The organism is Anaerostipes sp. PC18, assembly GCF_039789045.1.
GTDB classification, from domain to species: domain Bacteria; phylum Bacillota; class Clostridia; order Lachnospirales; family Lachnospiraceae; genus Anaerostipes; species Anaerostipes hominis.
On the sequence record NZ_CP121164.1, the window covers coordinates 1,295,209 to 1,316,418 of the forward strand.

20 protein-coding genes, 1 tRNA gene and 3 rRNA genes are annotated in these 21,210 nt (G+C 40.8%); 19 read left to right on the forward strand and 5 right to left on the reverse strand.

Annotated elements, in window-relative coordinates; genetic code table 11:
* Positions 1 to 65 precede the first annotated feature (65 nt).
* The 14 genes from P8F77_RS07000 to P8F77_RS07065 all read left to right on the forward strand — a co-directional run bounded on the left by P8F77_RS07000 (position 66) and on the right by P8F77_RS07065 (position 14,393).
* Positions 66 to 2,546 (forward strand): pyruvate formate lyase family protein, encoded by a 2,481-nt coding sequence (locus tag P8F77_RS07000; RefSeq protein WP_287519631.1) that lies wholly within the window; start codon positions 66 to 68, stop codon positions 2,544 to 2,546.
* Positions 2,546 to 3,448 carry a glycyl-radical enzyme activating protein gene (locus P8F77_RS07005; protein WP_287519633.1) on the forward strand — a complete coding sequence of 301 codons (903 nt, stop codon included), beginning with the start codon at positions 2,546 to 2,548 and terminating at the stop codon, positions 3,446 to 3,448. Before P8F77_RS07000 ends, P8F77_RS07005 begins: the two co-directional genes overlap by 1 nt.
* Before the next feature lie 2 nt (positions 3,449 to 3,450).
* Entirely contained in the window at positions 3,451 to 4,782 is a 1,332-nt protein-coding gene (locus P8F77_RS07010; protein WP_287519635.1) for an aminotransferase class III-fold pyridoxal phosphate-dependent enzyme, read from the forward strand.
* A 48-nt stretch (positions 4,783 to 4,830) separates the two neighbouring features.
* On the forward strand, positions 4,831 to 5,616 hold the full coding sequence (locus P8F77_RS07015) for an ABC transporter permease subunit (protein ID WP_287519637.1): 786 nt from the start codon (positions 4,831 to 4,833) through the stop codon (positions 5,614 to 5,616).
* A gap of 13 nt (positions 5,617 to 5,629) precedes the next feature.
* A complete protein-coding gene (locus P8F77_RS07020) occupies positions 5,630 to 6,661 on the forward strand; it encodes an aliphatic sulfonate ABC transporter substrate-binding protein (protein ID WP_287519639.1) in 1,032 nt (343 codons plus the stop codon).
* A 15-nt stretch (positions 6,662 to 6,676) separates the two neighbouring features.
* Positions 6,677 to 7,570, forward strand: coding sequence for an ABC transporter ATP-binding protein (locus tag P8F77_RS07025; protein WP_287519641.1), 894 nt, complete (start codon positions 6,677 to 6,679; stop codon positions 7,568 to 7,570).
* A 143-nt stretch (positions 7,571 to 7,713) separates the two neighbouring features.
* Positions 7,714 to 7,923: a hypothetical protein gene (locus P8F77_RS07030; RefSeq protein ID WP_347256419.1), complete on the forward strand. Its 210-nt coding sequence runs from the start codon at positions 7,714 to 7,716 to the stop codon at positions 7,921 to 7,923.
* Entirely contained in the window at positions 7,907 to 8,029 is a 123-nt protein-coding gene (locus P8F77_RS07035; protein WP_268876134.1) for a hypothetical protein, read from the forward strand. Before P8F77_RS07030 ends, P8F77_RS07035 begins: the two co-directional genes overlap by 17 nt.
* A 39-nt stretch (positions 8,030 to 8,068) precedes the next feature.
* Complete coding sequence (locus tag P8F77_RS07040; RefSeq protein ID WP_143266101.1) at positions 8,069 to 8,197, forward strand: helix-turn-helix domain-containing protein; 129 nt, start codon at positions 8,069 to 8,071, stop codon at positions 8,195 to 8,197.
* 50 nt (positions 8,198 to 8,247) lie between these two features.
* Positions 8,248 to 8,562: an IS30 family transposase gene (locus tag P8F77_RS07045; protein WP_024727952.1), complete on the forward strand. Its 315-nt coding sequence runs from the start codon at positions 8,248 to 8,250 to the stop codon at positions 8,560 to 8,562.
* A 541-nt stretch (positions 8,563 to 9,103) separates the two neighbouring features.
* Positions 9,104 to 10,635, forward strand: a 16S ribosomal RNA gene (locus tag P8F77_RS07050).
* A 175-nt stretch (positions 10,636 to 10,810) separates the two neighbouring features.
* Positions 10,811 to 10,928, forward strand: a 5S ribosomal RNA gene (gene rrf / locus P8F77_RS07055).
* Between the two features lie 375 nt (positions 10,929 to 11,303).
* Positions 11,304 to 14,212: ribosomal RNA gene (locus P8F77_RS07060) — 23S ribosomal RNA — on the forward strand.
* The 16S, 23S and 5S rRNA genes sit together here with 1 tRNA gene alongside, the layout of an rRNA operon.
* A 108-nt stretch (positions 14,213 to 14,320) precedes the next feature.
* A tRNA-Trp gene (locus tag P8F77_RS07065) sits at positions 14,321 to 14,393 on the forward strand.
* A gap of 41 nt (positions 14,394 to 14,434) precedes the next feature.
* Here the strand turns inward: P8F77_RS07065 and P8F77_RS07070 are convergent.
* On the reverse strand, positions 14,435 to 14,611 hold the full coding sequence (locus tag P8F77_RS07070; RefSeq protein WP_235824646.1) for a hypothetical protein: 177 nt from the start codon (positions 14,609 to 14,611) through the stop codon (positions 14,435 to 14,437).
* Positions 14,612 to 14,800: 189 nt separating this feature from the next.
* Here P8F77_RS07070 and P8F77_RS07075 point away from each other — a divergent pair, with 189 nt between their 5' ends.
* A complete protein-coding gene (locus P8F77_RS07075; RefSeq protein WP_024727951.1) occupies positions 14,801 to 15,274 on the forward strand; it encodes a pyridoxamine 5'-phosphate oxidase family protein in 474 nt (157 codons plus the stop codon).
* Positions 15,275 to 15,310: 36 nt separating this feature from the next.
* Here the strand turns inward: P8F77_RS07075 and P8F77_RS07080 are convergent, their stop codons facing one another.
* Both P8F77_RS07080 and P8F77_RS07085 read right to left on the reverse strand, forming a co-directional pair.
* Positions 15,311 to 15,460 (reverse strand): hypothetical protein, encoded by a 150-nt coding sequence (locus P8F77_RS07080; protein WP_006565462.1) that lies wholly within the window; start codon positions 15,458 to 15,460, stop codon positions 15,311 to 15,313.
* Positions 15,461 to 15,505: 45 nt separating this feature from the next.
* Positions 15,506 to 16,093 (reverse strand): manganese efflux pump, encoded by a 588-nt coding sequence (locus tag P8F77_RS07085; protein ID WP_024727950.1) that lies wholly within the window; start codon positions 16,091 to 16,093, stop codon positions 15,506 to 15,508.
* Positions 16,094 to 16,261: 168 nt separating this feature from the next.
* On the opposite strand from P8F77_RS07085, the gene P8F77_RS07090 reads away from it, so the two are divergent.
* Positions 16,262 to 16,705 (forward strand): PTS sugar transporter subunit IIA, encoded by a 444-nt coding sequence (locus P8F77_RS07090; protein ID WP_024727949.1) that lies wholly within the window; start codon positions 16,262 to 16,264, stop codon positions 16,703 to 16,705.
* Between the two features lie 295 nt (positions 16,706 to 17,000).
* On the opposite strand, the gene P8F77_RS07095 is transcribed toward P8F77_RS07090, so the two are convergent.
* A complete protein-coding gene (locus tag P8F77_RS07095; RefSeq protein WP_024727948.1) occupies positions 17,001 to 17,885 on the reverse strand; it encodes a class II fructose-bisphosphate aldolase in 885 nt (294 codons plus the stop codon).
* 80 nt (positions 17,886 to 17,965) lie between these two features.
* Positions 17,966 to 18,676 carry a ribulose-phosphate 3-epimerase gene (locus tag P8F77_RS07100; protein WP_287520406.1) on the reverse strand — a complete coding sequence of 237 codons (711 nt, stop codon included), beginning with the start codon at positions 18,674 to 18,676 and terminating at the stop codon, positions 17,966 to 17,968.
* A gap of 302 nt (positions 18,677 to 18,978) precedes the next feature.
* On the opposite strand from P8F77_RS07100, the gene P8F77_RS07105 reads away from it, so the two are divergent.
* The 3 genes from P8F77_RS07105 to P8F77_RS07115 all read left to right on the forward strand — a co-directional run bounded on the left by P8F77_RS07105 (position 18,979) and on the right by P8F77_RS07115 (position 21,197).
* Positions 18,979 to 19,458 carry a PTS sugar transporter subunit IIB gene (locus P8F77_RS07105; protein ID WP_034549581.1) on the forward strand — a complete coding sequence of 160 codons (480 nt, stop codon included), beginning with the start codon at positions 18,979 to 18,981 and terminating at the stop codon, positions 19,456 to 19,458.
* Between the two features lie 82 nt (positions 19,459 to 19,540).
* Complete coding sequence (locus P8F77_RS07110; RefSeq protein ID WP_024727944.1) at positions 19,541 to 20,359, forward strand: PTS sugar transporter subunit IIC; 819 nt, start codon at positions 19,541 to 19,543, stop codon at positions 20,357 to 20,359.
* A 1-nt stretch (position 20,360) separates the two neighbouring features.
* Complete coding sequence (locus P8F77_RS07115; protein ID WP_024727943.1) at positions 20,361 to 21,197, forward strand: PTS system mannose/fructose/sorbose family transporter subunit IID; 837 nt, start codon at positions 20,361 to 20,363, stop codon at positions 21,195 to 21,197.
* Positions 21,198 to 21,210 lie beyond the last annotated feature (13 nt).

Below are 21,210 nucleotides of genomic sequence, written 5' to 3' on the forward strand. Positions count from 1 at the left end.
CAAGCAAAATTGCTTGATTCTTGCAACCTCTGGTTTTATATTTTGTAATTTTAGGAGGAAAGACAATGAAAAAAGTAGTATCACCGCAGGAACAGCGGATTCAATATGAAATCGAGGAAAAAAAACCAGCATTCATCCATGAAAATCGTGCGACAAAAATTTTGAGTCGTATTCGAGGAGAAAAACCACAAATTGATATTGAAAGAGGTTTGTATTTTACACAATCTTTTCAGGAAACAGAAGGAGAACCTTTAATCTTAAGATGGGCAAAAGCATTGATGCATTATGTCAAACATGCAACGGTCTATATTGACGATGATCAACTGCTCGTTGGAAGGAGTGGAAAACAGGGACGCTACGGAATCCTTTATCCGGAATTAGATGGAAACACATTAGGGGAAGCAATTGAGACATTGCCGACGCGGACAATTTCTCCATTCAGCATTTCAGAAGAAGACGCCAAAATCGTGTCTGAAGAAATTGCCCCATACTGGGTAGGAAAAACATTCCATGAGGATCTTGCCAAGTCATTTACAAAGGAAACAACAAAATTAACATATAATCAGGATAAAGAACTTACATCAAGATATATTGTGAATGAAACAGCATCTTTTCGATCTTCTCTTCAGTGGGTACATGATTACGAGGTTGTGTTAGAAAAAGGATTTTTAGGACTGAAAAAAGAAGCGGAGGAGAGACTCTCAGAGTTAGACGAATATAGTCCGGTGGACTATACAGAAAAACTTCCATTTTTACAGTCTGTGATAATTACCTGTGATGCCATAATTTTATGGGCAGACCGCCATGGTGATCTTGCAGAAAAATTAGCCCAAGAAGAAAAAGATCCAAAAAGAAAGGTGGAATTATTAAAAATTGCAGAGACCTGCCACTATGTTCCCAAAAATCCGCCAAGAACTTTTTATGAAGCAATGCAGGCGCAGTGGTTTACACAGATGTTCTCAAGAGTGGAGCAAAAAACTGGAACGATTATCTCGAATGGAAGAATGGATCAATATTTATATTCATTTTATTTGAAAGATAAAAAGGCCGGCATTATTACTGACGATGAAGTGCAGGAGTTATTTGAATGTATGTGGGTTTCTATGGCTCAGTTTGTTGATTTATATCTTTCTGAAGCTGGAGGATCCTTCAATGAAGGATATGCCCATTGGGAAGCAGTAACCATTGGGGGAGTTACAAAACAGGGTTATGATGCAGTCAATGAATTGACATATATTTTATTGAAATCGAAACGAGAATTTCCATTAAATTATCCAGATTTGGCAGCAAGAATTCATACAGGAAGCCCAAAACGGTATCTGTATGAAGTAGCCAAAACCATTAAAGACGGGGCTGGATTCCCGAAATTAATCAATGACGAAGAAGTAGTGCCAATCCTGCTTTCGAAAGGTGCTGCTTTTGAGGAAGCATACGATTACAGCGTGTCTGGCTGCGCAGAATGCCGTATGCCGAACCGGGATACTTATACCAGTCCAAATGCTTATATTAACTTTGCAGCAGCGCTGGAAATGGTAATTTATAATGGAAAAATGCAAAAGTATGGAGATGAAGTAATAGGACTTCAAACAGGAGAGTTTGAAGAATTTGAAACTTTTGATGAAGTTTTAGAGGCATATTTGAAACAGCAGAGATATTTCATTAAACATGCATTTATTCAGCAGCATGAAATCATTCGTCTGCGTGGACAGCATTTTGCATCACCACTTGGCTCACTGATGCATAAATTGTGCCAGAAAACTTATACAGATTTACATCAGCCGAAGATTGAAGGGGGAATTGATTTAGGTTATTTCGAATTTATCGGATATGCAACAGTTGTTGATTCTCTTGCAGCAATCAAAAAATTAGTGTTTGAAGAAAAGAAAATTACAGCAGCTCAGTTGAAAGAAGCAATGGAGCATAATTTTGAAGGATATGAGGCAATCCGTCAGATGTTGATTCATGCACCAGCTTATGGAAATGATGACAGCTATACAGATGAGATTGGGAAATTACTGGATTATGAAGCACAGAAATTTACGGCGCGTTATGGGGAAGAACTTGGTGTACATCTGGATCTGCGATTGGTACCTTTTACTTCTCATGTACCATTTGGAAAGGTTGTCAGCGCAACTCCAAATGGAAGATTTGCTTACACACCATTGTCAGATGGTTCCAGTGCATCTCAGGGAGCAGATTTAAATGGACCGACAGCAGTGCTTCTTTCAAATTATAAAACAAAGAATTTCGACCGTAGAGACCATGCAGCAAGACTTCTAAATGTAAAGTTAAGTCCATCCTGTGTAGAAGGCGAAGAAGGAACGGAGAAATTAGTAAACTTTATCCGTACCTGGCATGATTTGAAGTTGTGGCATATTCAGTTTAATGTTTTGAATACAGATACCTTGCGGGAGGCACAAAAATATCCAGAACAGTATGGAAATCTTTTAGTTCGTATTGCAGGATATAGTGCATATTTCACGGAATTGTCGAAGGATCTTCAGGATGACATTATTGCCAGAACGGAACATGAGGCAGTTTCATAATGAGTTTATCAACATTGGTATTTAATATTCAGAATTATTCGCTTCATGATGGACCAGGAATCCGGACCATTGTATTTTTGAAAGGGTGTCCATTGCAATGCAGATGGTGCTGTAATCCGGAGTCTCAGAAATATAAAGTAGAAATTTCATATGTAAAACAAAAATGTATCGGGCAGACGGAGTGTGCATTTTGCCAAGAAGTCTGCCCCAAAGATGCCATTGTTTTTGGAAAATCGGGAAAAGCTGAGGTTTGTTGGAACCAATGCAGCCAATGTCTTGCTTGTGCGGATGTTTGTCCTTCAAAAGCGATAAAAAAGGAAGGCGAAAACAAAGAGATTGGAGCAATTCTTGATCAGGTTGAACAGCAGGCAGATTTTTACCGTTATGGAGAGGGCGGCTTAACTGTAAGTGGAGGAGAGCCTTTATCTCATGGGGAGTGGCTGATTCAGCTTTTGATGGAAGCAAAAGAAAGAAGAATTCATACAGCAATTGAGACTTGTGGATATGCAGATTATGAAATATTGAGAGAAGCAGCCCAATTTTTAGATGTGATTTTATTTGACTTAAAATCAATGAATTCAGAAAAACATGAGAAATATACGGGAAAATCAAATCAGAAAATTCTTGATAATTTTGAAAGACTTTGTCAAGAATTTCCTGATTTAAAAAAGCAGGTTCGTACTCCTGTCATACCAGGATTTAATGATACAAAAAAAGAACTTTTTCAAATCAAAGATTTTATTAAAGATAAACAAGGTGTTTCTTATGAGATGCTTCCTTACCATCGATTCGGAGAAGGAAAATATAAGGCACTTGGGCGTGAATACAAAATGGGCAATCAGACACTTTCAGATGAAATAATAAATTTTATAAAGAGTCAGAACGAAAGCAGGAGGAAATAAAAATGTCAAGTTTAAATAGAGAGTTAACTGTTTCATATGATAAAAAATACAACCAGCATCCATGGCTGCCGGGAAATGTCGATGCAATTCCAATTGAACGGGCAGAGGGGATATATTTTTATGATTTTAATGGGAGAAAATATTACGATATGTCCAGTCAGCTGTCTTGTGTAAATATTGGTCATGGAAATAAAGATGTGATAGAGGCAATTCAGAAACAGGTAGAGATTTTGCCTTATATTGGGCCGGCATATGCGTCTGCAACGAGATCTGAATTGGCGAAAATGCTGATAGATTTAACTCCAGATAATATGGCGAAAGTATTTTTTACATGCGGTGGATCTGATGCAAATGAAGCAGCCATTAACATAGCGAGAACAGTGACTGGAAGAAGCAAGATTTTTTCCAGATATCGAAGCTATCATGGATCGACACTTGGTTCAGGGAACTTATCTGGAGATCCAAGGAGATTTGCATTGGAAAATCCTTCTGCAGCTGGTTTTGTAAAATTTAAAGATCCTTATATTTACAGAAGTTCCATTCCATTTAAAGATGATCAGGAGGCATCCACATATTATCTTGAAAAAATTGAAGAACAGCTTGCCTATGAAGGTGCAGAAAATGTTGCTGCAATTTTTGTGGAATCTATTACAGGTGCCAATGGAGTAATCATTCCTCCAGATGGTTATTTGCAGGGACTTCGTAAAATTTGTGATCGATATGGAATTCTGATGATATGTGATGAAGTCATGGCTGGTTTTGGAAGAACCGGGAAGATGTTTGCATTTGAAAACTGGGGAATTAAACCAGATATGATTACTTTTGCAAAAGGTGTGACTAGCTCTTATGTTCAGCTTGGAGGAGTCATTGTCTCAAAAGAAATTGCGCAATATTACAATGATAGAGTCTTTCAGTATGGACTTACCTATAGTGGACATTCTCTTGCTTGTGCAGCAGGTGTGGCCTGTGTGAACTATTATCAAAAAGCCAATCTTCTGGAAAATACAAAAAAAGTCGGGAAAGTGCTGGGAGAACTTCTGGAAGAGATAAAAGAAAAACATGCATGTGTTGGTGATGTTCGTTACATTGGTCTATTTTCAGCAGTAGAATTTGTAAAAAATAAAAAAACAAAGGAACCGCTGGTTCCATATGCGGATCAATCAGGAACGATGGGAAAAATTATAGGTCTTTTAAGAGAACGCGGATTTGCAACTTTCGGCAGAGAAAATAATATCAATATTGCTCCACCGTTGATTATCACAGAAGAGGAACTCCGTGAAGCAATAAAAATTTTTGATGAGGTTCTAGATATTGTAGATAAAGAATTTTTATAAAAACTGGATTTGGCAGCCGGTTTTTTAAGGAAAGATGGGAGTGAAGTTATGAATGAACGAAATAAAACTGGTAACACAGAAAAGATTATCAGTTTTGGTGTATTTGCAGTCGTATTCATTGTATGGTTTGCAGTTACTTCTGCAGGAATTGTTTCAGAAACCTTAATACCAACTCCAGCGAGTGTATGGGATAGTTTTGTTACAATCTTAAGCGAAGGGTATAAAGGTTCTACATTACTGCAGCATTTGGCAGCAAGTATGAGCCGTTTGTTAAGAGCCTATTTGCTGGCAATTGTCACTGCAGTACCTTTAGGATTATTAAGTGGGTATTATCCCAAAGTAAGGGCTTTTATTGAGCCGATTGTAGAATTTTATCGTCCACTGCCGCCATTGGCGTATTATACGCTTCTGGTACTGTGGATGGGAATTGGTGATGGATCTAAAATTATGCTTCTGTTTCTTGCAGGATTTGCTCCAATTTATATTGCATGTGTTTCTGGAGTAAATCGAGTAAAAGAAGATTACATATTAGGAGCTAAAACGTTGGGCGCTGGAAATAAACAGGTATTCTTTTTTGTTATTTTCCCAGCAGTACTGCCAGACATTTTTACTGGTCTTCGTACCTCTCTTGGTGTAGAATATACGACTTTGGTCGCAGCAGAGATGGTAGCTGCTGTCAGTGGAATTGGATGGCTGGTTTTAGATGCAAGTAATTATCTGCGAAGTGATATTATGTTTTTCGGTATCATCTTAATGGGAATTACAGGAATCATCTTGGATCAAATTATCCGGCTTTTGGAAAGAAAAATTATTCATTGGAAAGGAAAAAATTAAGGAGGAAGAAAATATGAGAAATAGAAAGAAAAGATGGGGTGTAGGAGTACTTGCAGCGTTAATGATTACAGCATTAGGATTGACAGGATGTGGTTCATCTAAAAAAGCAGAGAAAAAAGGGACGGCAAAAGCAGAAGAAATAAAAATTGGAACGATGGATCTGGTCAATGGGGACTTAGTGGCACGTGCAGAAAAATATTATGAAGAAGAACTGGGAGTGAAGGTTCAGATTGTGAATTTTGATTCTGGAAAAGATGTAAATACAGCACTGGCGGCAGGAAGTATTGATGTATCAGAATTAGGAAGCAATCCAACAGCACTTGGTATCTCAAATGATTTGAAATATGATGTGGTTTATATCGGTGATATTATTGGATCTGCAGAATCACTGGCAGTAAGAAATGGCATAAATATTAAATCTTTGAAAGATTTGAAAGGTAAAAAAGTTGCAACACCATTTGCATCAACCGCACATTATAGTTTGTTAAATGCATTGAAACAAGAAGGTGTAAAAGAAAGCGATGTCAAATTGTTAGACATGGAACCAGATGATATCAATGCTGCTTGGAAACGTGGTGATATTGATGCAGCATATGTTTGGTATCCGGTGTTAAACAATCTCTTAAAAGATGGAAAGATTATTACTGGAAGTGATAAGTTAGGAGAAAAAGGAATCATTACAGCAGATTTAGTTGTTGCAAGACAAGACTTTGCGAAAGCAAACCCAGAACTTGTCACAAAATATATTAAAGTATTAAATAAAGCAAATGAACTGGATCAAACAGACAAAGATAAAGTGATCAATGACATTTCAGATGTCTTAAAAATCAGTAAGGATGATGCGAAATTCCAAAGAAATGGTTTTGAATGGATTTTAGGGGAAGATCAGTTGAAAAAAGAATATCTGGGTGGACATATTTCAGAGGTATTAAAAAATACTGCTGATTTCCTGGCAGAACAGGGAAGTATCAAAAAAGCTCCAGATTTAAAAACATTCCAGGAACATGTCAATACATCATATCTTGAGGATGCTCTCGGAAAATAGAAAGAGGGAGATTTTATGGGAGAAAAGAAGGAAGATTGGAAAGATAAATTATATGAACCGGCCAATGAACTTCTCAGTGTTTCTGGAATTCATTATTGCGGAGAGGAACCGGAGGTTGCAGGCGAAGGAGAAGATCCATTGATCAACGTTCAAAATGTAAATCTTGATTATTCAGCTGCAAATGGTCCCGTAAGAGCGTTGGAAAATATTAATTTCAATATTTATAGAGGAGAGTTCATTTGTGTTCTCGGACCGAGTGGATGTGGAAAGTCGACATTATTGAAAATTTTGGCAGGTTTTATTCCACCATCCAATGGAGAAGTCCGTTTGGAAGGTAAACTGATTAATGGAATCGATTGGCATAGAGGGGTTGTATTCCAAAATCCACCATTATATGAATGGTATTCGGTCAGAGATAATATTAGTTTTGGACCGAAGATGAGAAAAGTTCCCCAAAATGAATATAAATATTTAACGGATCAATACTTAGAAAGAGTTGGACTGCAGGAATTTGCAGATAAAAAAGTATATGAGCTTTCCGGAGGAATGCGTCAAAGAGTTTCGATTGCTAGAGCATTGATTAACAATCCAGAAATCCTATTGATGGATGAACCATTTGGTGCATTAGATGCATTTACAAGAGAAACGATGCAGTCATTAATCCGAAAAATATGGTGGGATACTGGAAAAACAATCTTTTTTATCACACATGATGTGGAAGAAGCATTACTGCTTGGAAGCAGAGTGTTAGTATTAAGCAGACATCCAGGGAGAATTATGGATGATGTTTCTGTTCGGTTTTCAAGACGGATTGTGGGAGAAGGAATAGAAGATATTCAGTTTACAGAAGAATTCTATAAATATAGAGAACGGCTTCTAAAATTAATTCACAAACAGCATGAAAAATAAAGATGATGGAAAGAGTCAGATCGTATCATAGATTGGTGGCAAAGGAGAAAAAATGAGTTGGGAATATTTACAACCGGTAAACATTTCTTTTGGAAATGGGAAACGCAACACAATATTTAAAAAATAGAAGAAAGTGGATATAATTGGTAGGAAGTTTTACGAAGTTTTCACCGAACCCGGATGTCGAGGAGGTAGATCAGCTTGCACAACTTCTGCCAAAGGAAGGGAAAAAAGCCCCCATTGCTTCGGATAGTTTTTATCCGCAATATGCTGTGATTGATCCGGAGCTGACCGTGTCAATATCTCAATATCAATTCCCCATGGAGAAGCCTGCGGATGGACTTAAAAGATAAGAAACTGACACAGAAAGAAAAAGAGCAGTTAATTTTATTAAGTCATCATCCAAATCTTGAATATAATCTAGTGGAAATTACAGATGAAATTTTAAAATTCTTTTGATTTTTCGTTCCTTGTAGGAGGATTGCAAAATTACATGGAATGGGCTGTTCAGCATATGCAATAGGGAAAAAACTTGGAAGGGCAAGCAATACAATAAGAATTGAACTAAGGAGAGGAACGGTGTCGCAGATGAAAGGCGGCACAAATGAGATATCCGCCGAAAAGTAAGCAGTAAGCTGAAAAAGGAGAAGGGAAGAACAGCGCAGTTTGTAAAAGAAGTGGAAGATATTCTTGAGGAAATGCCCAGAGGAGTATTCCGGACTATTACAAGTGATAACGGATTAGGGTTTTCAAGATTATATGAATTTGAAGAGAATGATAAATTTTTGGTGTATTATGCTCATCCATATGCTTCATATGAAAGAGGGAGCAACGAGATTAATAACAGGCTTATACGCAGGCATTATAAAAAAGGAAAGTATATAAAGAATCAGCCGGAAGAGAAAGTCAAGTATGTGGAAGACTGGATGAATAATATGCCAAGGCGGCTTTTTGGATACCGGACGGCAAATGAATTATATAAGGAAGAATAATAGAGAGTTAAAAGAAGTTGACAAAAGGAGAGGATTGGATTGTATTAAAATAGATACAAAAAAATAGTTCAAAAAAGGGTTGCAATTTAAGTTAAAAAAAAAGTAAAAAAACCTGTTGACATTTGTCTGGAGCGATGATAAGATTATCAACGTTGCTGACAAAACAGCAGCTCTTCAAAACTTTATCTGACTTCTTGGCTCTTCAAATTTTTGAAAAAGTCCTTGACTTGGAAAGCATGCCATGATATGATATAAAAGTTGCTGACGGTGATCGGACAGCACTAGAAATGTCAGTCATTCATGAAACTTCAAAAAAAATGAAAAAGTGCTTGACAGACAGAATGAAGAATGATAATATAATAAAGCTGTCGCTCGTAAGAGCAAGACAAAAACGACAGCAGATCTTTGATAATTGAACAATAAGACAACCTTGAAAATTCTAAGAGATTTTCAGTATCTTTTGAAAAAGATACACGAACGTTCTTTATAAAAGGACACAGTAAAACAAGGATAAAAAGCTAGCGCTTTTAGATCCAAGATTGAACATGAGAGTTTGATCCTGGCTCAGGATGAACGCTGGCGGCGTGCTTAACACATGCAAGTCGAACGAAGCATTTTGGAAGAAAGTTTTCGGATGGAATTCCTTAATGACTGAGTGGCGGACGGGTGAGTAACGCGTGGGGAACCTGCCCCATACAGGGGGATAACAGCTGGAAACGGCTGCTAATACCGCATAAGCGCACAGAATCGCATGATTCGGTGTGAAAAGCTCCGGCAGTATAGGATGGTCCCGCGTCTGATTAGCTGGTTGGCGGGGTAACGGCCCACCAAGGCGACGATCAGTAGCCGGCTTGAGAGAGTGGACGGCCACATTGGGACTGAGACACGGCCCAAACTCCTACGGAGGCAGCAGTGGGGAATATTGCACAATGGGGAAACCCTGATGCAGCGACGCCGCGTGAGTGAAGAAGTATTTCGGTATGTAAAGCTCTATCAGCAGGGAAGAAAAAAAAACGATGCCGCCGACTAAGAAGCCCCGGCTAACTACGTGCCAGCAGCCGCGGTAATACGTAGGGGCAAGCGTTATCCGGAATTACTGGGTGTAAAGGGTGCGTAGGTGGCATGGTAAGTCAGAAAAGCCCGGGGCTTAACCCCGACTGCTTTTTTTGAAACTGTCATGCTGGAGTGCAGGAGAGGTAAGCGGAATTCCTAGTGTAGCGGTGAAATGCGTAGATATTAGGAGGAACACCAGTGGCGAAGGCGGCTTACTGGACTGTCACTGACACTGATGCACGAAAGCGTGGGGAGCAAACAGGATTAGATACCCTGGTAGTCCACGCCGTAAACGATGAATACTAGGTGTCGGGGCCGTAGAGGCTTCAGGTGTGCGCAGCAAACGCAGTAAGTATTCCACCTGGGGAGTACGTTCGCAAGAATGAAACTCAAAGGAATTGACGGGGACCCGCACAAGCGGTGGAGCATGTGGTTTAATTCGAAGCAACGCGAAGAACCTTACCTGGTCTTGACATCTAACTGACCGGTTCGTAATGGGGCCTTTCCTTCGGGACAGTTAAGACAGGTGGTGCATGGTTGTCGTCAGCTCGTGTCGTGAGATGTTGGGTTAAGTCCCAACGAGCGCAACCCCTATCTTTAGTAGCCAGCATATAAGGTGGGCACTCTAGAGAGAGACTGCCAGGGATAACCTGGAGGAAGGTGGGGACGACGTCAAATCATCATGCCCCTTATGGCCAGGGCTACACACGTGCTACAATGGCGTAAACAAAGGGAAAGCAAGTCGTGAGGCGAAGCAAATCCCAGAAATAACGTCTCAGTTCGGATTGTAGTCTGCAACTCGACTACATGAAGCTGGAATCGCTAGTAATCGTGAATCAGAATGTCACGGTGAATACGTTCCCGGTCTTGTACACACCGCCCGTCACACCATGGGAGTCAGTAACGCCCGAAGTCAGTGACCCACTTATAGGGAGGGAGCTGCCGAAGGTGGGACCGATAACTGGGGTGAAGTCGTAACAAGGTAGCCGTATCGGAAGGTGCGGCTGGATCACCTCCTTTCTAAGGAAGAAGAAGTAGGGGTTGTCTTATTGTTTAGTTATCAATGATAACAAAAAGTATCAAGCAAGGAAGTTCTATTGCACTAAATTCGCTGCGCCATAACTGGCTGGCTCATTAAGTTGCAAGAACAACTTTCGTACTAAGCTCGAAAGTACCTCGCTAAGTACTCAATGCTTCCGGTGGCGATGCGTTTTGGGGGCACACCCGTACCCATCCCGAACACGATGGTTAAGACCAAAACGGCCGATGATACTTGGTTGGAGACGACCTGGGAAAGCAGGTGGCTGCCGGATCTTATTTAAACATTCTTTGGTGATTCGATATAAGAACAAAGTTCTTGTATGGAATGGCTGAAGAAGCCAAAATAGAAAGTGTAACAGAGATTGTTGGTGGTAACGCGTGAATCTTAAGAAGCTTCGCTTCTTCGATCGCGGCAGAGCCGCTTATACAAAAAAAAAGCATATGCGCTTAGGAGAATGAATTCTCCACGCGATATCCTTCCCTTTTGTGCACGCAATACTTGCTACGCGGATGTACCTTGAAAACTTCATACAGAACACAAAAAGTTATTTTTATAAGAAATGACAAGACATCAAACAAAACGAATTACCCGTTGTCATCACGCTAGATGACAATGAGGATGATAGAACAACTATCGTCCGTTCTATGGTTAAAAGTAGAAAAGAGCGTAGGGTGGATGCCTTGGCACTAAGAGCCGATGAAAGACGTGATAAGCTGCGATAAGCTGCGGGGAGGAGCAAATATCCTTTGATCCGCAGATCTCTGAATGGGGAAACCCGGCGGAGTATCCCTCCGTCAGCGTATGGTGAATCCATAGCCATACGTGGGGAAACCGGGGAACTGAAACATCTAAGTACCCGGAGGAAGAGAAAAGAAACCTCGATTTCCAAAGTAGCGGCGAGCGAAATGGAAAGAGCCCAAACCAGAATGCGTGCATTCTGGGGTTCGACTGCAACATGGGATTATGTATGACAGGAGAACGGCCTGGGAAGGCCGGCCAGAGAGGGTGAAAGCCCCGTATCCGAAGTCAAAGTACCCTGGCAGGATCCAGAGTACCACGAGACACGAGAAACCTTGTGGGAATGAGCGGGGACCACCCCGTAAGGCTAAATACTCCTTAGTGACCGATAGCGCATAGTACTGTGAAGGAAAGGTGAAAAGGACCCCGGGAGGGGAGTGAAAGAGAACCTGAAACCCTATGTTTACAAGCTGTGGAACCCCTTTAGATGGGGAACTGCGTACTTTTTGTAGAACGGTCCGGCGAGTTGCCCGTACTGGCAAGGTTAAGGACTTAAGGTCTGGAGCCGAAGTGAAAGCAAGCGTTAAGAGCGCGGTAGATGATCACACTTTGTGTGGTCATAACAGTCAGTGAGGGCAGACCCGAAACCGGGTGACCTATCCATGTCCAGGTTGAAGCTTCCGTAAGAGGAAGTGGAGGACCGAACCCACATCCGTTGAAAGGGGGGGATGAGGTGTGGATAGCGGAGAAATTCAATCGAACCCGGAGATAGCTGGTTCTCCTCGAAATAGCTTTAGGGCTAGCCTCATCAAAAGTCTGCTGGAGGTAGAGCACTGAATTGTCTAGGGGGCGTCAAAGCTTACCAAAACATATCAAACTCCGAATGCCAGTCAGATGATTGATGGGAGTCAGACTGTACGAGATAAGTTGGACAGTCGAAAGGGAAAGAGCCCAGACCACCAGCTAAGGTCCCAAAGTACGTGTTAAGTGGAAAGGATGTGGGATTTCAAAGACAACTAGGACGTTGGCTTAGAAGCAGCCATACATTGAAAGAGTGCGTAATAGCTCACTAGTCGAGATCCTGCGCCGAAAATGTCCGGGGCTAAAACACGACACCGAAGCTGTGGAATGTAGAAATACATTGGTAGAGGAGCATTGTAAGCGGGATGAAGCCATACCGAAAGGAGTGGTGGACTGTAGAAGAGAAATGCCGGAATGAGTAGCGAGAGGAAGGTGAGAATCCTTCCGGCCGAATATCTAAGGTTTCAGAGTAAAACTGATCTGCTCTGGGTAAGTCGGGACCCTAAGGCGAGGGGCGAGAGCCGTAGTCGATGGATAACTGGTTGAGATTCCAGTACCACATAAAAACAGAACTGTGGGGACACAGAAGGGAAATGGGAGCCAGGAATGGAAAGACTGGTGCAAGCAAAGTAGCCGTATGGGAGGCAAATCCCCATGCAAGGCAAAGGCGTTACGCGGACCGAACAAAAGTAGGGAAGCCCAGGCCCCAGCTGTCAAGAAAAGCCGCTATTGTTTTTATGTGCCCGTACCGTAAACCGACACAGGTGGATGAGGAGAGAATCCTAAGGCCGACGGGAGAAGTGTTGTTAAGGAACTCGGCAAAATGACTCCGTAACTTCGGGAGAAGGAGTGCCAGGTAAGACTGGCCGCAGAGAATTGGCCCAAGCAACTGTTTAGCAAAAACACAGGTCTATGCAAAACCGCAAGGTGAAGTATATGGGCTGACGCCTGCCCGGTGCTGGAAGGTTAAGGGGAGGGCTTAGCGAGTGATCGCGAAGGTCTGAACTTAAGCCCCAGTAAACGGCGGCCGTAACTATAACGGTCCTAAGGTAGCGAAATTCCTTGTCGGGTAAGTTCCGACCCGCACGAAAGGCGTAATGATTTGGGCACTGTCTCAACAACACACCCGGTGAAATTGAAATACCAGTGAAGATGCTGGTTACCTGCGCCAGGACGGAAAGACCCCATGGAGCTTTACTCCAGCTTGATACTGGGATTCGGTACTGCATGTACAGGATAGGTGGGAGACTGAGAAAGAAGGACGCCAGTCCTTTTGGAGTCACTGTTGGGATACCACCCTTGCAGTATTGGATTTCTAACCAACAGCCATGATCTGGTTGGGGGACAATGTCAGGTGGGGAGTTTGACTGGGGCGGTCGCCTCCGAAAGGGTATCGGAGGCGCTCAAAGGTCTTCTCAGAATGGACGGAAACCATTCGCAGAGTGCAAAGGCAGAAGAAGGCTTGACTGTGACACCGACGGGTGGAGCAGGTACGAAAGGGACTTAGTGATCCGGTGGTATAACGTGGGGATTGCCATCGCTCAACGGATAAAAGCTACCCTGGGGATAACAGGCTTATCACTCCCAAGAGTTCACATCGACGGAGGTGGTTTACACCTCGATGTCGGCTCATCGCATCCTGGAGCTGTAGCAGGTTCCAAGGGTTGGGCTGTTCGCCCATTAAAGCGGTACGCGAGCTGGGTTCAGAACGTCGTGAGACAGTTCGGTCCCTATCCGGCGCAGGCGGAGGAAATTTGATAGGAGCTGTCCTTAGTACGAGAGGACCGGGATGGACGGACCACTGGTGGATCTGTTGTATTACCAAATGCATAGCAGAGTAGCCAAGTCTGGAAGGGATAAACGCTGAAGGCATCTAAGCGTGAAGCCCCTAAAGATAAGATTTCCCATAGAGTAATCTAGTAAGACCCCTTGAAGACGACGAGGTAGATAGGGCAGAGGTGGAAGTACGGCAACGTATGGAGCTGACTGTTACTAATCGGTCGAGGCTTTAACCAAAGAAGGTAAGGAAGATGTTTGATGAAAGGTTCTGTATGTAGTTTTGAAGGTACATAAAATGAAAAAGAGGGATAAAAAATAAAAGTATTTTTTATCTTTTTGCTGTATAGGGGCATAGTTCAGTTGGTAGAATAACGGTCTCCAAAACCGCAGGTCGAGGGTTCAAGTCCTTCTGCCCCTGTTAAAAAGTCTAGGAAAAGTTAATTTCCTAGACTTTTTCTTTTACTTATTATCACAGGCAGTTTTTTTATCTGTAGGATATCCATTTCCCTGTGCATCTGTTCCGGGATCACCTGATGCAATATCGTTGCTTTTTTTAAGTGCATGATTGGTGATCCCAGCCTCATAGGACCCTTTTGGAATTGTATTGATTTCTTCGTCGCCTCTTGCTTTTTTCATGTCGTCCTCCTTTTTCTGCATTTATATTATCCCCAAAATAGAATAAAAGATTAAAGATTTTTAAATTAACAGCAAGCCTCCAAAGAGGTAAAAAATTCGTGCTATTGACAAAAGGACAAAAAAGGCTGAATATAAGATTTAAAGATGAAAGAGTGTTCAGTAAATAGAAAATTGGAAAGGAAATAAAATATGAGAAGAAAAGATAGACAAATTACAGAATTTAACGAAATCATTGAGATCATTAAAAAGTGTGATGTTTGCAGAATTGCATTGAATGATAAAGATTTTCCCTATATTGTTCCCTTGAATTTTGGATTAGATATACAAGGAGATCAAGTTTTCCTGTATTTTCATGCTGCTATGAAAGGAAAAAAATTAGATTTAATAGCAAAAGATAATCGTGCAGCTTTTGAAATGGACTGTGACCACAATTTTATTCTTTATGAAGAGAGAATGAGCTGCACCATGGGGTATGCAAGTGTTACTGGACATGGGAATATAGAATTTGTACCGGATGAAAATAAATATGAGGCACTGAAAATCTTGATGAGACATTATCATGCGGAAGATTTTAAATTTAATATGGATATGATGAAAGTGACAACTGTTTTAAAAATGACAGTTACAGATATGATAGGGAAGCGAAGGAATAATATACATTAAATATTTTGTATATGATTTTCGTTGCAGAGCCGGGGATTAGCCCTCGGACTCTGCAACGATTTCCTCCAGAACACGGATGAGGTCGTGGATCGTATTTAACTCCACGTTGCGTTCCAGGATCATATCCTTTAATTCGATACTGAGCGTTTCAAATTTTGGACGAAGCTCAGGAGAAACATAAGACATCTTTATCACCTCATAGAATAGTATGGGCAAACTTCTGGATTCTCATTAAATAAATAACTCATAAATACCTAAAATTAAGATTAAAAGTCCGGAAATTAATACCGCATAGTTTCCGAAGATATCAGACAGAAATTTTTTTCCTGCAGCCATGCCTGTTGTGAGAAAGAATAAACTAAAGAAAAACGTAAAAGCAGAGGTAAGATATGGATTTAATCCGGTGATTCCTGCACCAAAACCGAGCCCCAGATTATTTAAAGTCAGCGCCAGGGAAAGAGCAACCAAAGATGCTATGGGCATAGAATGCCGTTTGGTACTGGTACAAGACAATGTTTTTTCTTCTTTCTGTGTCAGTTCGTCCGGTACATTTTTCTTAAAAAAGTAATCCATCATCATCCAGATGCCAAGAAAGATGATGATAAGGCATCCGAAGGTATTTGCAGTGGAGATCGGAAGAATACTCACAAGCCATTCACCGAGAAACATGGATAAGTAGGTGCCTATGGAAGTAAGAAAAGAAATTGTAATATTATCTACAATATGATATCGGTATCCTTTGGTGCCGTAAGCAGCGCCAAGAAAAAAAGCATCGATATTCGCTGAGATCGAAAATAAAATGACAGATATTAGATGCATATGAAATCCTTTTATTTTGTTGTTTTATATATACTATGGCAAAAGCAAAAATCAGTTCTAAATAAAAATATTATTACAACTGGTAATATATTAATATTACCAGTTGTAATATACAAAGGAGTATAGTATAATAGTAGTATCAAAAAAGTAAAATCAAGGAGGATAAAAATGGTCGGTATTTTAATTGCTACTCATGGAGGTTTTGCTGAGGGTCTGTTAAGCGCAGTTGAGCTGATTGCCGGAAAGCAGGAAAAAGTTGAGACTGTCGGCTTGTATCACGGAGACGGAGTCGATGAATTTGAAGGTAAGATCACAGCTGCAATGGACAAGCTGGATGACGGAGACGGTGTGCTGGTGTTCGTAGACATTCTGGGGGGAACACCTTCAAACACCGTTATGCGCTGCTTTTCAAAAAAAGACCATATCAAAGCGATTGCAGGAATGAATATGGCAATGGTTGTGCAGGCAGTCATGATGAGAGACGGAACAGATTTGGATTCACTATGTGCAGAATGTGTTGAAGTTGGAAACCAGCCGCCGATTCTACTGCATGACATGTATGCAGATATGGTAAAACAGCAGAGTGAAGATATAGAAGAAGACGAAATTTAAAAATATGTTTGAGGATGCAGCCGGGTTTCCCGGCTGTTTTTCATTTCATAGGAAAGTTCTACGACCTTCCCTATGAAATAAAAACGCTCCGCGGGTTGTGCACAGATGCGTAAGGAAATTATTTGCCTGCGGCAAATTGCATCTGGCACGCAAAGTTGTCAAGCCCCTCAAAGAGTGAGGGGTTGGGGCGTTGAAGTGGGCTTGCCCACTTTGTTCCCAAATTTTGATTATATAAAAAGGACACCCGCTAAAAAGCGGATGCCCAACCAACAAAAATGAGTTAGAGTTACCAAATTTAATCTAAGATACTGCTTGCAAAAACTTTCATAGCAGCTTTTACGTTTTCTTTCATGGCAGCTTTGCCGGCAGCAATGATATCATGGAAAAATACTTTTTCACCTCCGGCATCATTAATGAATTCACGGACTTTGTTTCCTCCGGCCATAGCACTGTATGTATAGTAGTTGATCTTAGTGATTCCATTTTGAATTGATGTCTTGAAGTCTTCATCAGAAACACCGGAACCGCCGTGCATTACAAATGGAATATCAATCTTATTTTTAATTTCTGTGATACGGTTCAAGTCAAGCTTTGGTTCGGTTAAGTAAACACCGTGAGTGGTACCGAAAGAAATAGCAAGTGCGTCAACACCGGTTCCTTCTACGAATGCTTTAGCTGTATCCGGATCTGTATAGCAGTCTTCCAAAGATTCAAAGTCTTCGGCTCCTACAGCTCCGCGTCCTTCTCCGCCGCCTACAGCAGAAGTGAAGATGTGGCCTAATTCAGCCTCGACAGAAACACCTGCAGCATGTGCGATTTTTACCATTTCTTTTGTTTCTTCAAAGTTTTCTTCATAACTTTTGGCAGAAGCATCATACATGACAGAAGTGAATCCTAAACGGATCGCCTGTACACATAAGTCAAAAGATGCGCCGTGGTCTAAGTGAACACAAACAGGAACAGAAGCACGTTTTGCGTAGTCCAGCATGATCGGCCCGATCTCCTGCATAGTGATTAAGTTCTCATGTACCTCTGCATGCTGGATGATGACAGGAACATTGAGTTCTTCAGCGGCAGAGATCACTGCCTGTATAGATTCCAGGTTAGGAACATTGAATGCGCCGACAGCATACTTTTTCTCTTTTGCATCTTCTAAAATTTTTTTCATTGTTACTAGCATATCTTATACCTCCGTGAATCATTAATTACTTGGCTATAAAAAAATTATAACCGATGGTAATAATAAAGTCAAATATAAAATTACCAATGGTAATACTCGTTGGTTTGAGAATGAAGACCGGACAGCAGGATCTCTTTATTTTCTTTGATTGTATGTCCGGGTTTAAACAGACCGGAAGTACCACCGGTAAATATGTCTGCCCCGGACTGGTAAAGGGTGTTTACCGTCGAGGGATTAACATTTCCGTCGGCCTGGATAGAGACAGACATCCCGGCTTCTGACAGTCTGTGTCTCATCTCTTTAATATGTTCGAGACTGTTTTGTTGCATGGTTTGACCGGAGAAGCCCGGATTGACAGTAAGCTTTAAGATCCAGGGAACCTCTTTTGCCAAAGCGAGGAAATCGTCCGGAGGAGCAGTGTCACATTTAAAGGCTAATACAGGCTGGGCACCAAATTTCCTTATCAGATCGAAGGTTTTCAGCGGATGCTTCATAGCCTCGTAGTGCACGGCAATATAATCTGCGCCCAGTTTTGCAAAACGCTCAATATAAGCGTCGGGATCGTATGCGGCCAGATGTGCCTCGATGGGTAAGGTTACTTCAGAACGCATCATTTCTAATAATGTATCCCCCAAAATAAAGCATTTGTTAAACTTTCCGTCTACCATATCATAGTGGAAAAATGATATGCCAGACTGTTCGGTTTCCACAATCTGTTCCTTTAAATGAAGTAAATCCATACAGGATACAGAGGCAGAAACACAGGGTGGGTTTAATATAAGCTGTCTCATGGATGAAACCTTCCTTTCTTCTATATGAAATATGAAATGAAAATAAGTTGTTTCTTACTGTTTAGTATAAGAGAGAAAATATAGGAATGCAATGAATATAACCGATGGTCATAAAATTTGTATAATGTTTATAATTTTTTTATAAATTTAAGTCACTTTTCACAAAAAGAATGAAATATTATAAAAAAAGTTGACATTTTAGTGAGTGGTGGTAATATAGAACATAACCAGTGGCTATATTGGAGGGTAGCCAGAAAATGAGTAAGAGTTCATATTTTTTTCTAACGAAGGGAGCAGGCATTATGAAAATCGAAGGTATCGTATTAGTGAGGATTGATGACAGACTGATTCATGGTCAGGTTATGACTTCCTGGTTAAATTACACCGGAGCAAACAAAATTATGATTATTGATGATGAAGTTGCAAATGATCCATTTATGAAGAGTGTATTAAAAACATGCGTACCGGCAAACGTGAAACTGGCGACATTTACAGTGGAAAAGGCAGCGGTAAGATTGAAAAAAGGTTTTGCAGGAGACAAATGTATTATTCTCGTCAAATATCCAAAAACTTTATATCGCCTGAAGAGTGAAGGAGTCGTTTTTGATCATGTCAACATCGGAGGAATGGGAGTTAGTGGAGATCGCAAGAAATTTTTCCGCAATATTTCTGCATCTGATGAGGAAAAGCAGATGTTAAAAGAACTAGTAGATGCAGGATCTAAAATTGGAGTCAGGATCATTGCAGAAGACAGCGAGACCGACATTTCAAAGATGCTTTGATAATGGCTAATAAGGGACTGATAATATGAACATAAAATATGAGAAACTATTAACAGAAAGCGGAGAATAAAGGAGGTAAAGTATGAAAATTACACTGATTCAAGCGCTTTTGATTGGTATCGTTTATTATTTGGGTAATATCGGTACACCATGGTTGTCACTGCTGGGAAGTATTTCTGTCGTTTACAAACCATTGGTAGCAGGAACTATAGTAGGTTTTATTTTAGGGGATCCGGTACAGGGCTGTATGATTGGTGCAGCGATTAACTTACCGTATGTAGCTTTTATTTCAGCAGGAGGAACTGCGCCGGCTGACCCGGGACTTGCAGGAACAGTCGGAACAGCCTGGGCAATGGCAGCAGGGGTAAGTCCTGCGGTAGCAGTGACTTTGGCAGTGCCCTTGGGGCTGCTCGGAACTATGATTTGGGTCGCACATATGACTTTGGATGTTACTTTTGTACATATGGCTGATAAAGCAGCAGAGGAAGGGAATATCGAAAAGATTTGTTTCTATCATGTTGTTCCACCCCAGATCTTGATGTTTTGTTTATGTGTAATTCCGGCAACGGCTGCCACATATCTGGGATCATCAGCAGTTAAAGGGTTAATTGCACAATTGACAGGTAAACCATTGGATGTATTAGCTGTAATTGGGGCATTGCTTCCGGCACTTGGAATTGCGATGAATCTTAGAGCAATTAGTAGGCCAGGTACTTTATTATTCTATATTGTAGGATTTATTCTTGTTGTATATCTTGGACTTCCGGTTATTGCTGTAGCTGTTTTAGCTGGTGTTATAGGATATTTCTATACAATGTTGAGTAACCAAACACCCCAGGTAGCAGCAGCTGATTCAGGGGCAGCAGCTTCAATAGATGATGACGATGAGGAGGATTTTTAATATGGCAGAAGAAAAAAAGAAACAACTAAGTAAAAAAGATGTCGTAAAAGCCTTCTGGAGATGGACCTTTTTCTCTCATGCAAACTATAATTATGAACGGTTAGAAGCTACAGGTCTTGTATTTTCTTTTAAACACGTAATTAAAAAGCTGTATGGAGATGATCCGGAAGCCTACAAAGCATGTATTCAAAGACATATGCAGTTTTTTAATACAGAACCGCATATAGGCGGTGTTATTCCGGGTATTGTTTTGGCTATGGAAGAAGAACGCGCTAATGGAGCACCGATTACTGATGAGGCAATTAATGGTGTGAAAACAGGTTTAATGGGTCCATTTGCGGGTATTGGTGATACCCTCTGGCAGGGGACATTAACACCGATATTACTGGCATTTGGTGTCAGCATTGGTTCTAAAGGAAATTTAATGGGGCCATTAGTTTATACATTATTAATGTTTGGAATTATGTTTCCAGTAGCATATATTTGTTGGATGAAAGGGTATAGTTTAGGTAAAGAAGGTATTGAAAAAATCCTTGGTGGAAACCAGTTACAAATGTTAATTACAGGTGCTTCTGCAATGGGAGCAATTGTTTTAGGAGCTTTGTCGGCTCAGTTTGTAACGGTGCAATGTTCAGCAATTATAAAACTTGGTGCTTTAAAGATGAATGTCCAGGAAACAGTTTTTGATGCGTTGTTCAAAGGAATTTTGCCTTTGGGATTTACGTTACTTACTTTATACTTATTAAAGAACAAAAAGATGAAAGCGACAACAGTTATGGCAATTCTCATTGTCATTGGACTAGTTGGAGGAGCTATAGGATTCCTTGGTGCAAAATAGAATAGCGTGGAGG

Bases quoted from the DNA above. Each gene is read 5' to 3' on its own strand.
- P8F77_RS07080 (WP_006565462.1), bottom strand. From the start codon at position 15,460: ATGTCTTATGTTTCTCCTGAGCTTCGTCCAAAATTTGAAACGCTCAGT.
- P8F77_RS07075 (WP_024727951.1), top strand. From the start codon at position 14,801: ATGAGAAGAAAAGATAGACAAATTACAGAATTTAACGAAATCATTGAG.
- P8F77_RS07005 (WP_287519633.1), top strand. From the start codon at position 2,546: ATGAGTTTATCAACATTGGTATTTAATATTCAGAATTATTCGCTTCAT.
- P8F77_RS07070 (WP_235824646.1), bottom strand. From the start codon at position 14,611: ATGAAAAAAGCAAGAGGCGACGAAGAAATCAATACAATTCCAAAAGGG.
- P8F77_RS07040 (WP_143266101.1), top strand. From the start codon at position 8,069: ATGGGCTGTTCAGCATATGCAATAGGGAAAAAACTTGGAAGGGCAAGC.
- P8F77_RS07100 (WP_287520406.1), bottom strand. From the start codon at position 18,676: ATGAGACAGCTTATATTAAACCCACCCTGTGTTTCTGCCTCTGTATCC.
- P8F77_RS07035 (WP_268876134.1), top strand. From the start codon at position 7,907: ATGGACTTAAAAGATAAGAAACTGACACAGAAAGAAAAAGAGCAGTTA.
- P8F77_RS07095 (WP_024727948.1), bottom strand. From the start codon at position 17,885: ATGCTAGTAACAATGAAAAAAATTTTAGAAGATGCAAAAGAGAAAAAG.
- P8F77_RS07000 (WP_287519631.1), top strand. From the start codon at position 66: ATGAAAAAAGTAGTATCACCGCAGGAACAGCGGATTCAATATGAAATC.
- P8F77_RS07015 (WP_287519637.1), top strand. From the start codon at position 4,831: ATGAATGAACGAAATAAAACTGGTAACACAGAAAAGATTATCAGTTTT.
- P8F77_RS07115 (WP_024727943.1), top strand. From the start codon at position 20,361: ATGGCAGAAGAAAAAAAGAAACAACTAAGTAAAAAAGATGTCGTAAAA.
- P8F77_RS07090 (WP_024727949.1), top strand. From the start codon at position 16,262: ATGGTCGGTATTTTAATTGCTACTCATGGAGGTTTTGCTGAGGGTCTG.
- P8F77_RS07025 (WP_287519641.1), top strand. From the start codon at position 6,677: ATGGGAGAAAAGAAGGAAGATTGGAAAGATAAATTATATGAACCGGCC.
- P8F77_RS07105 (WP_034549581.1), top strand. From the start codon at position 18,979: ATGAAAATCGAAGGTATCGTATTAGTGAGGATTGATGACAGACTGATT.
- P8F77_RS07110 (WP_024727944.1), top strand. From the start codon at position 19,541: ATGAAAATTACACTGATTCAAGCGCTTTTGATTGGTATCGTTTATTAT.
- P8F77_RS07020 (WP_287519639.1), top strand. From the start codon at position 5,630: ATGAGAAATAGAAAGAAAAGATGGGGTGTAGGAGTACTTGCAGCGTTA.
- P8F77_RS07085 (WP_024727950.1), bottom strand. From the start codon at position 16,093: ATGCATCTAATATCTGTCATTTTATTTTCGATCTCAGCGAATATCGAT.
- P8F77_RS07010 (WP_287519635.1), top strand. From the start codon at position 3,451: ATGTCAAGTTTAAATAGAGAGTTAACTGTTTCATATGATAAAAAATAC.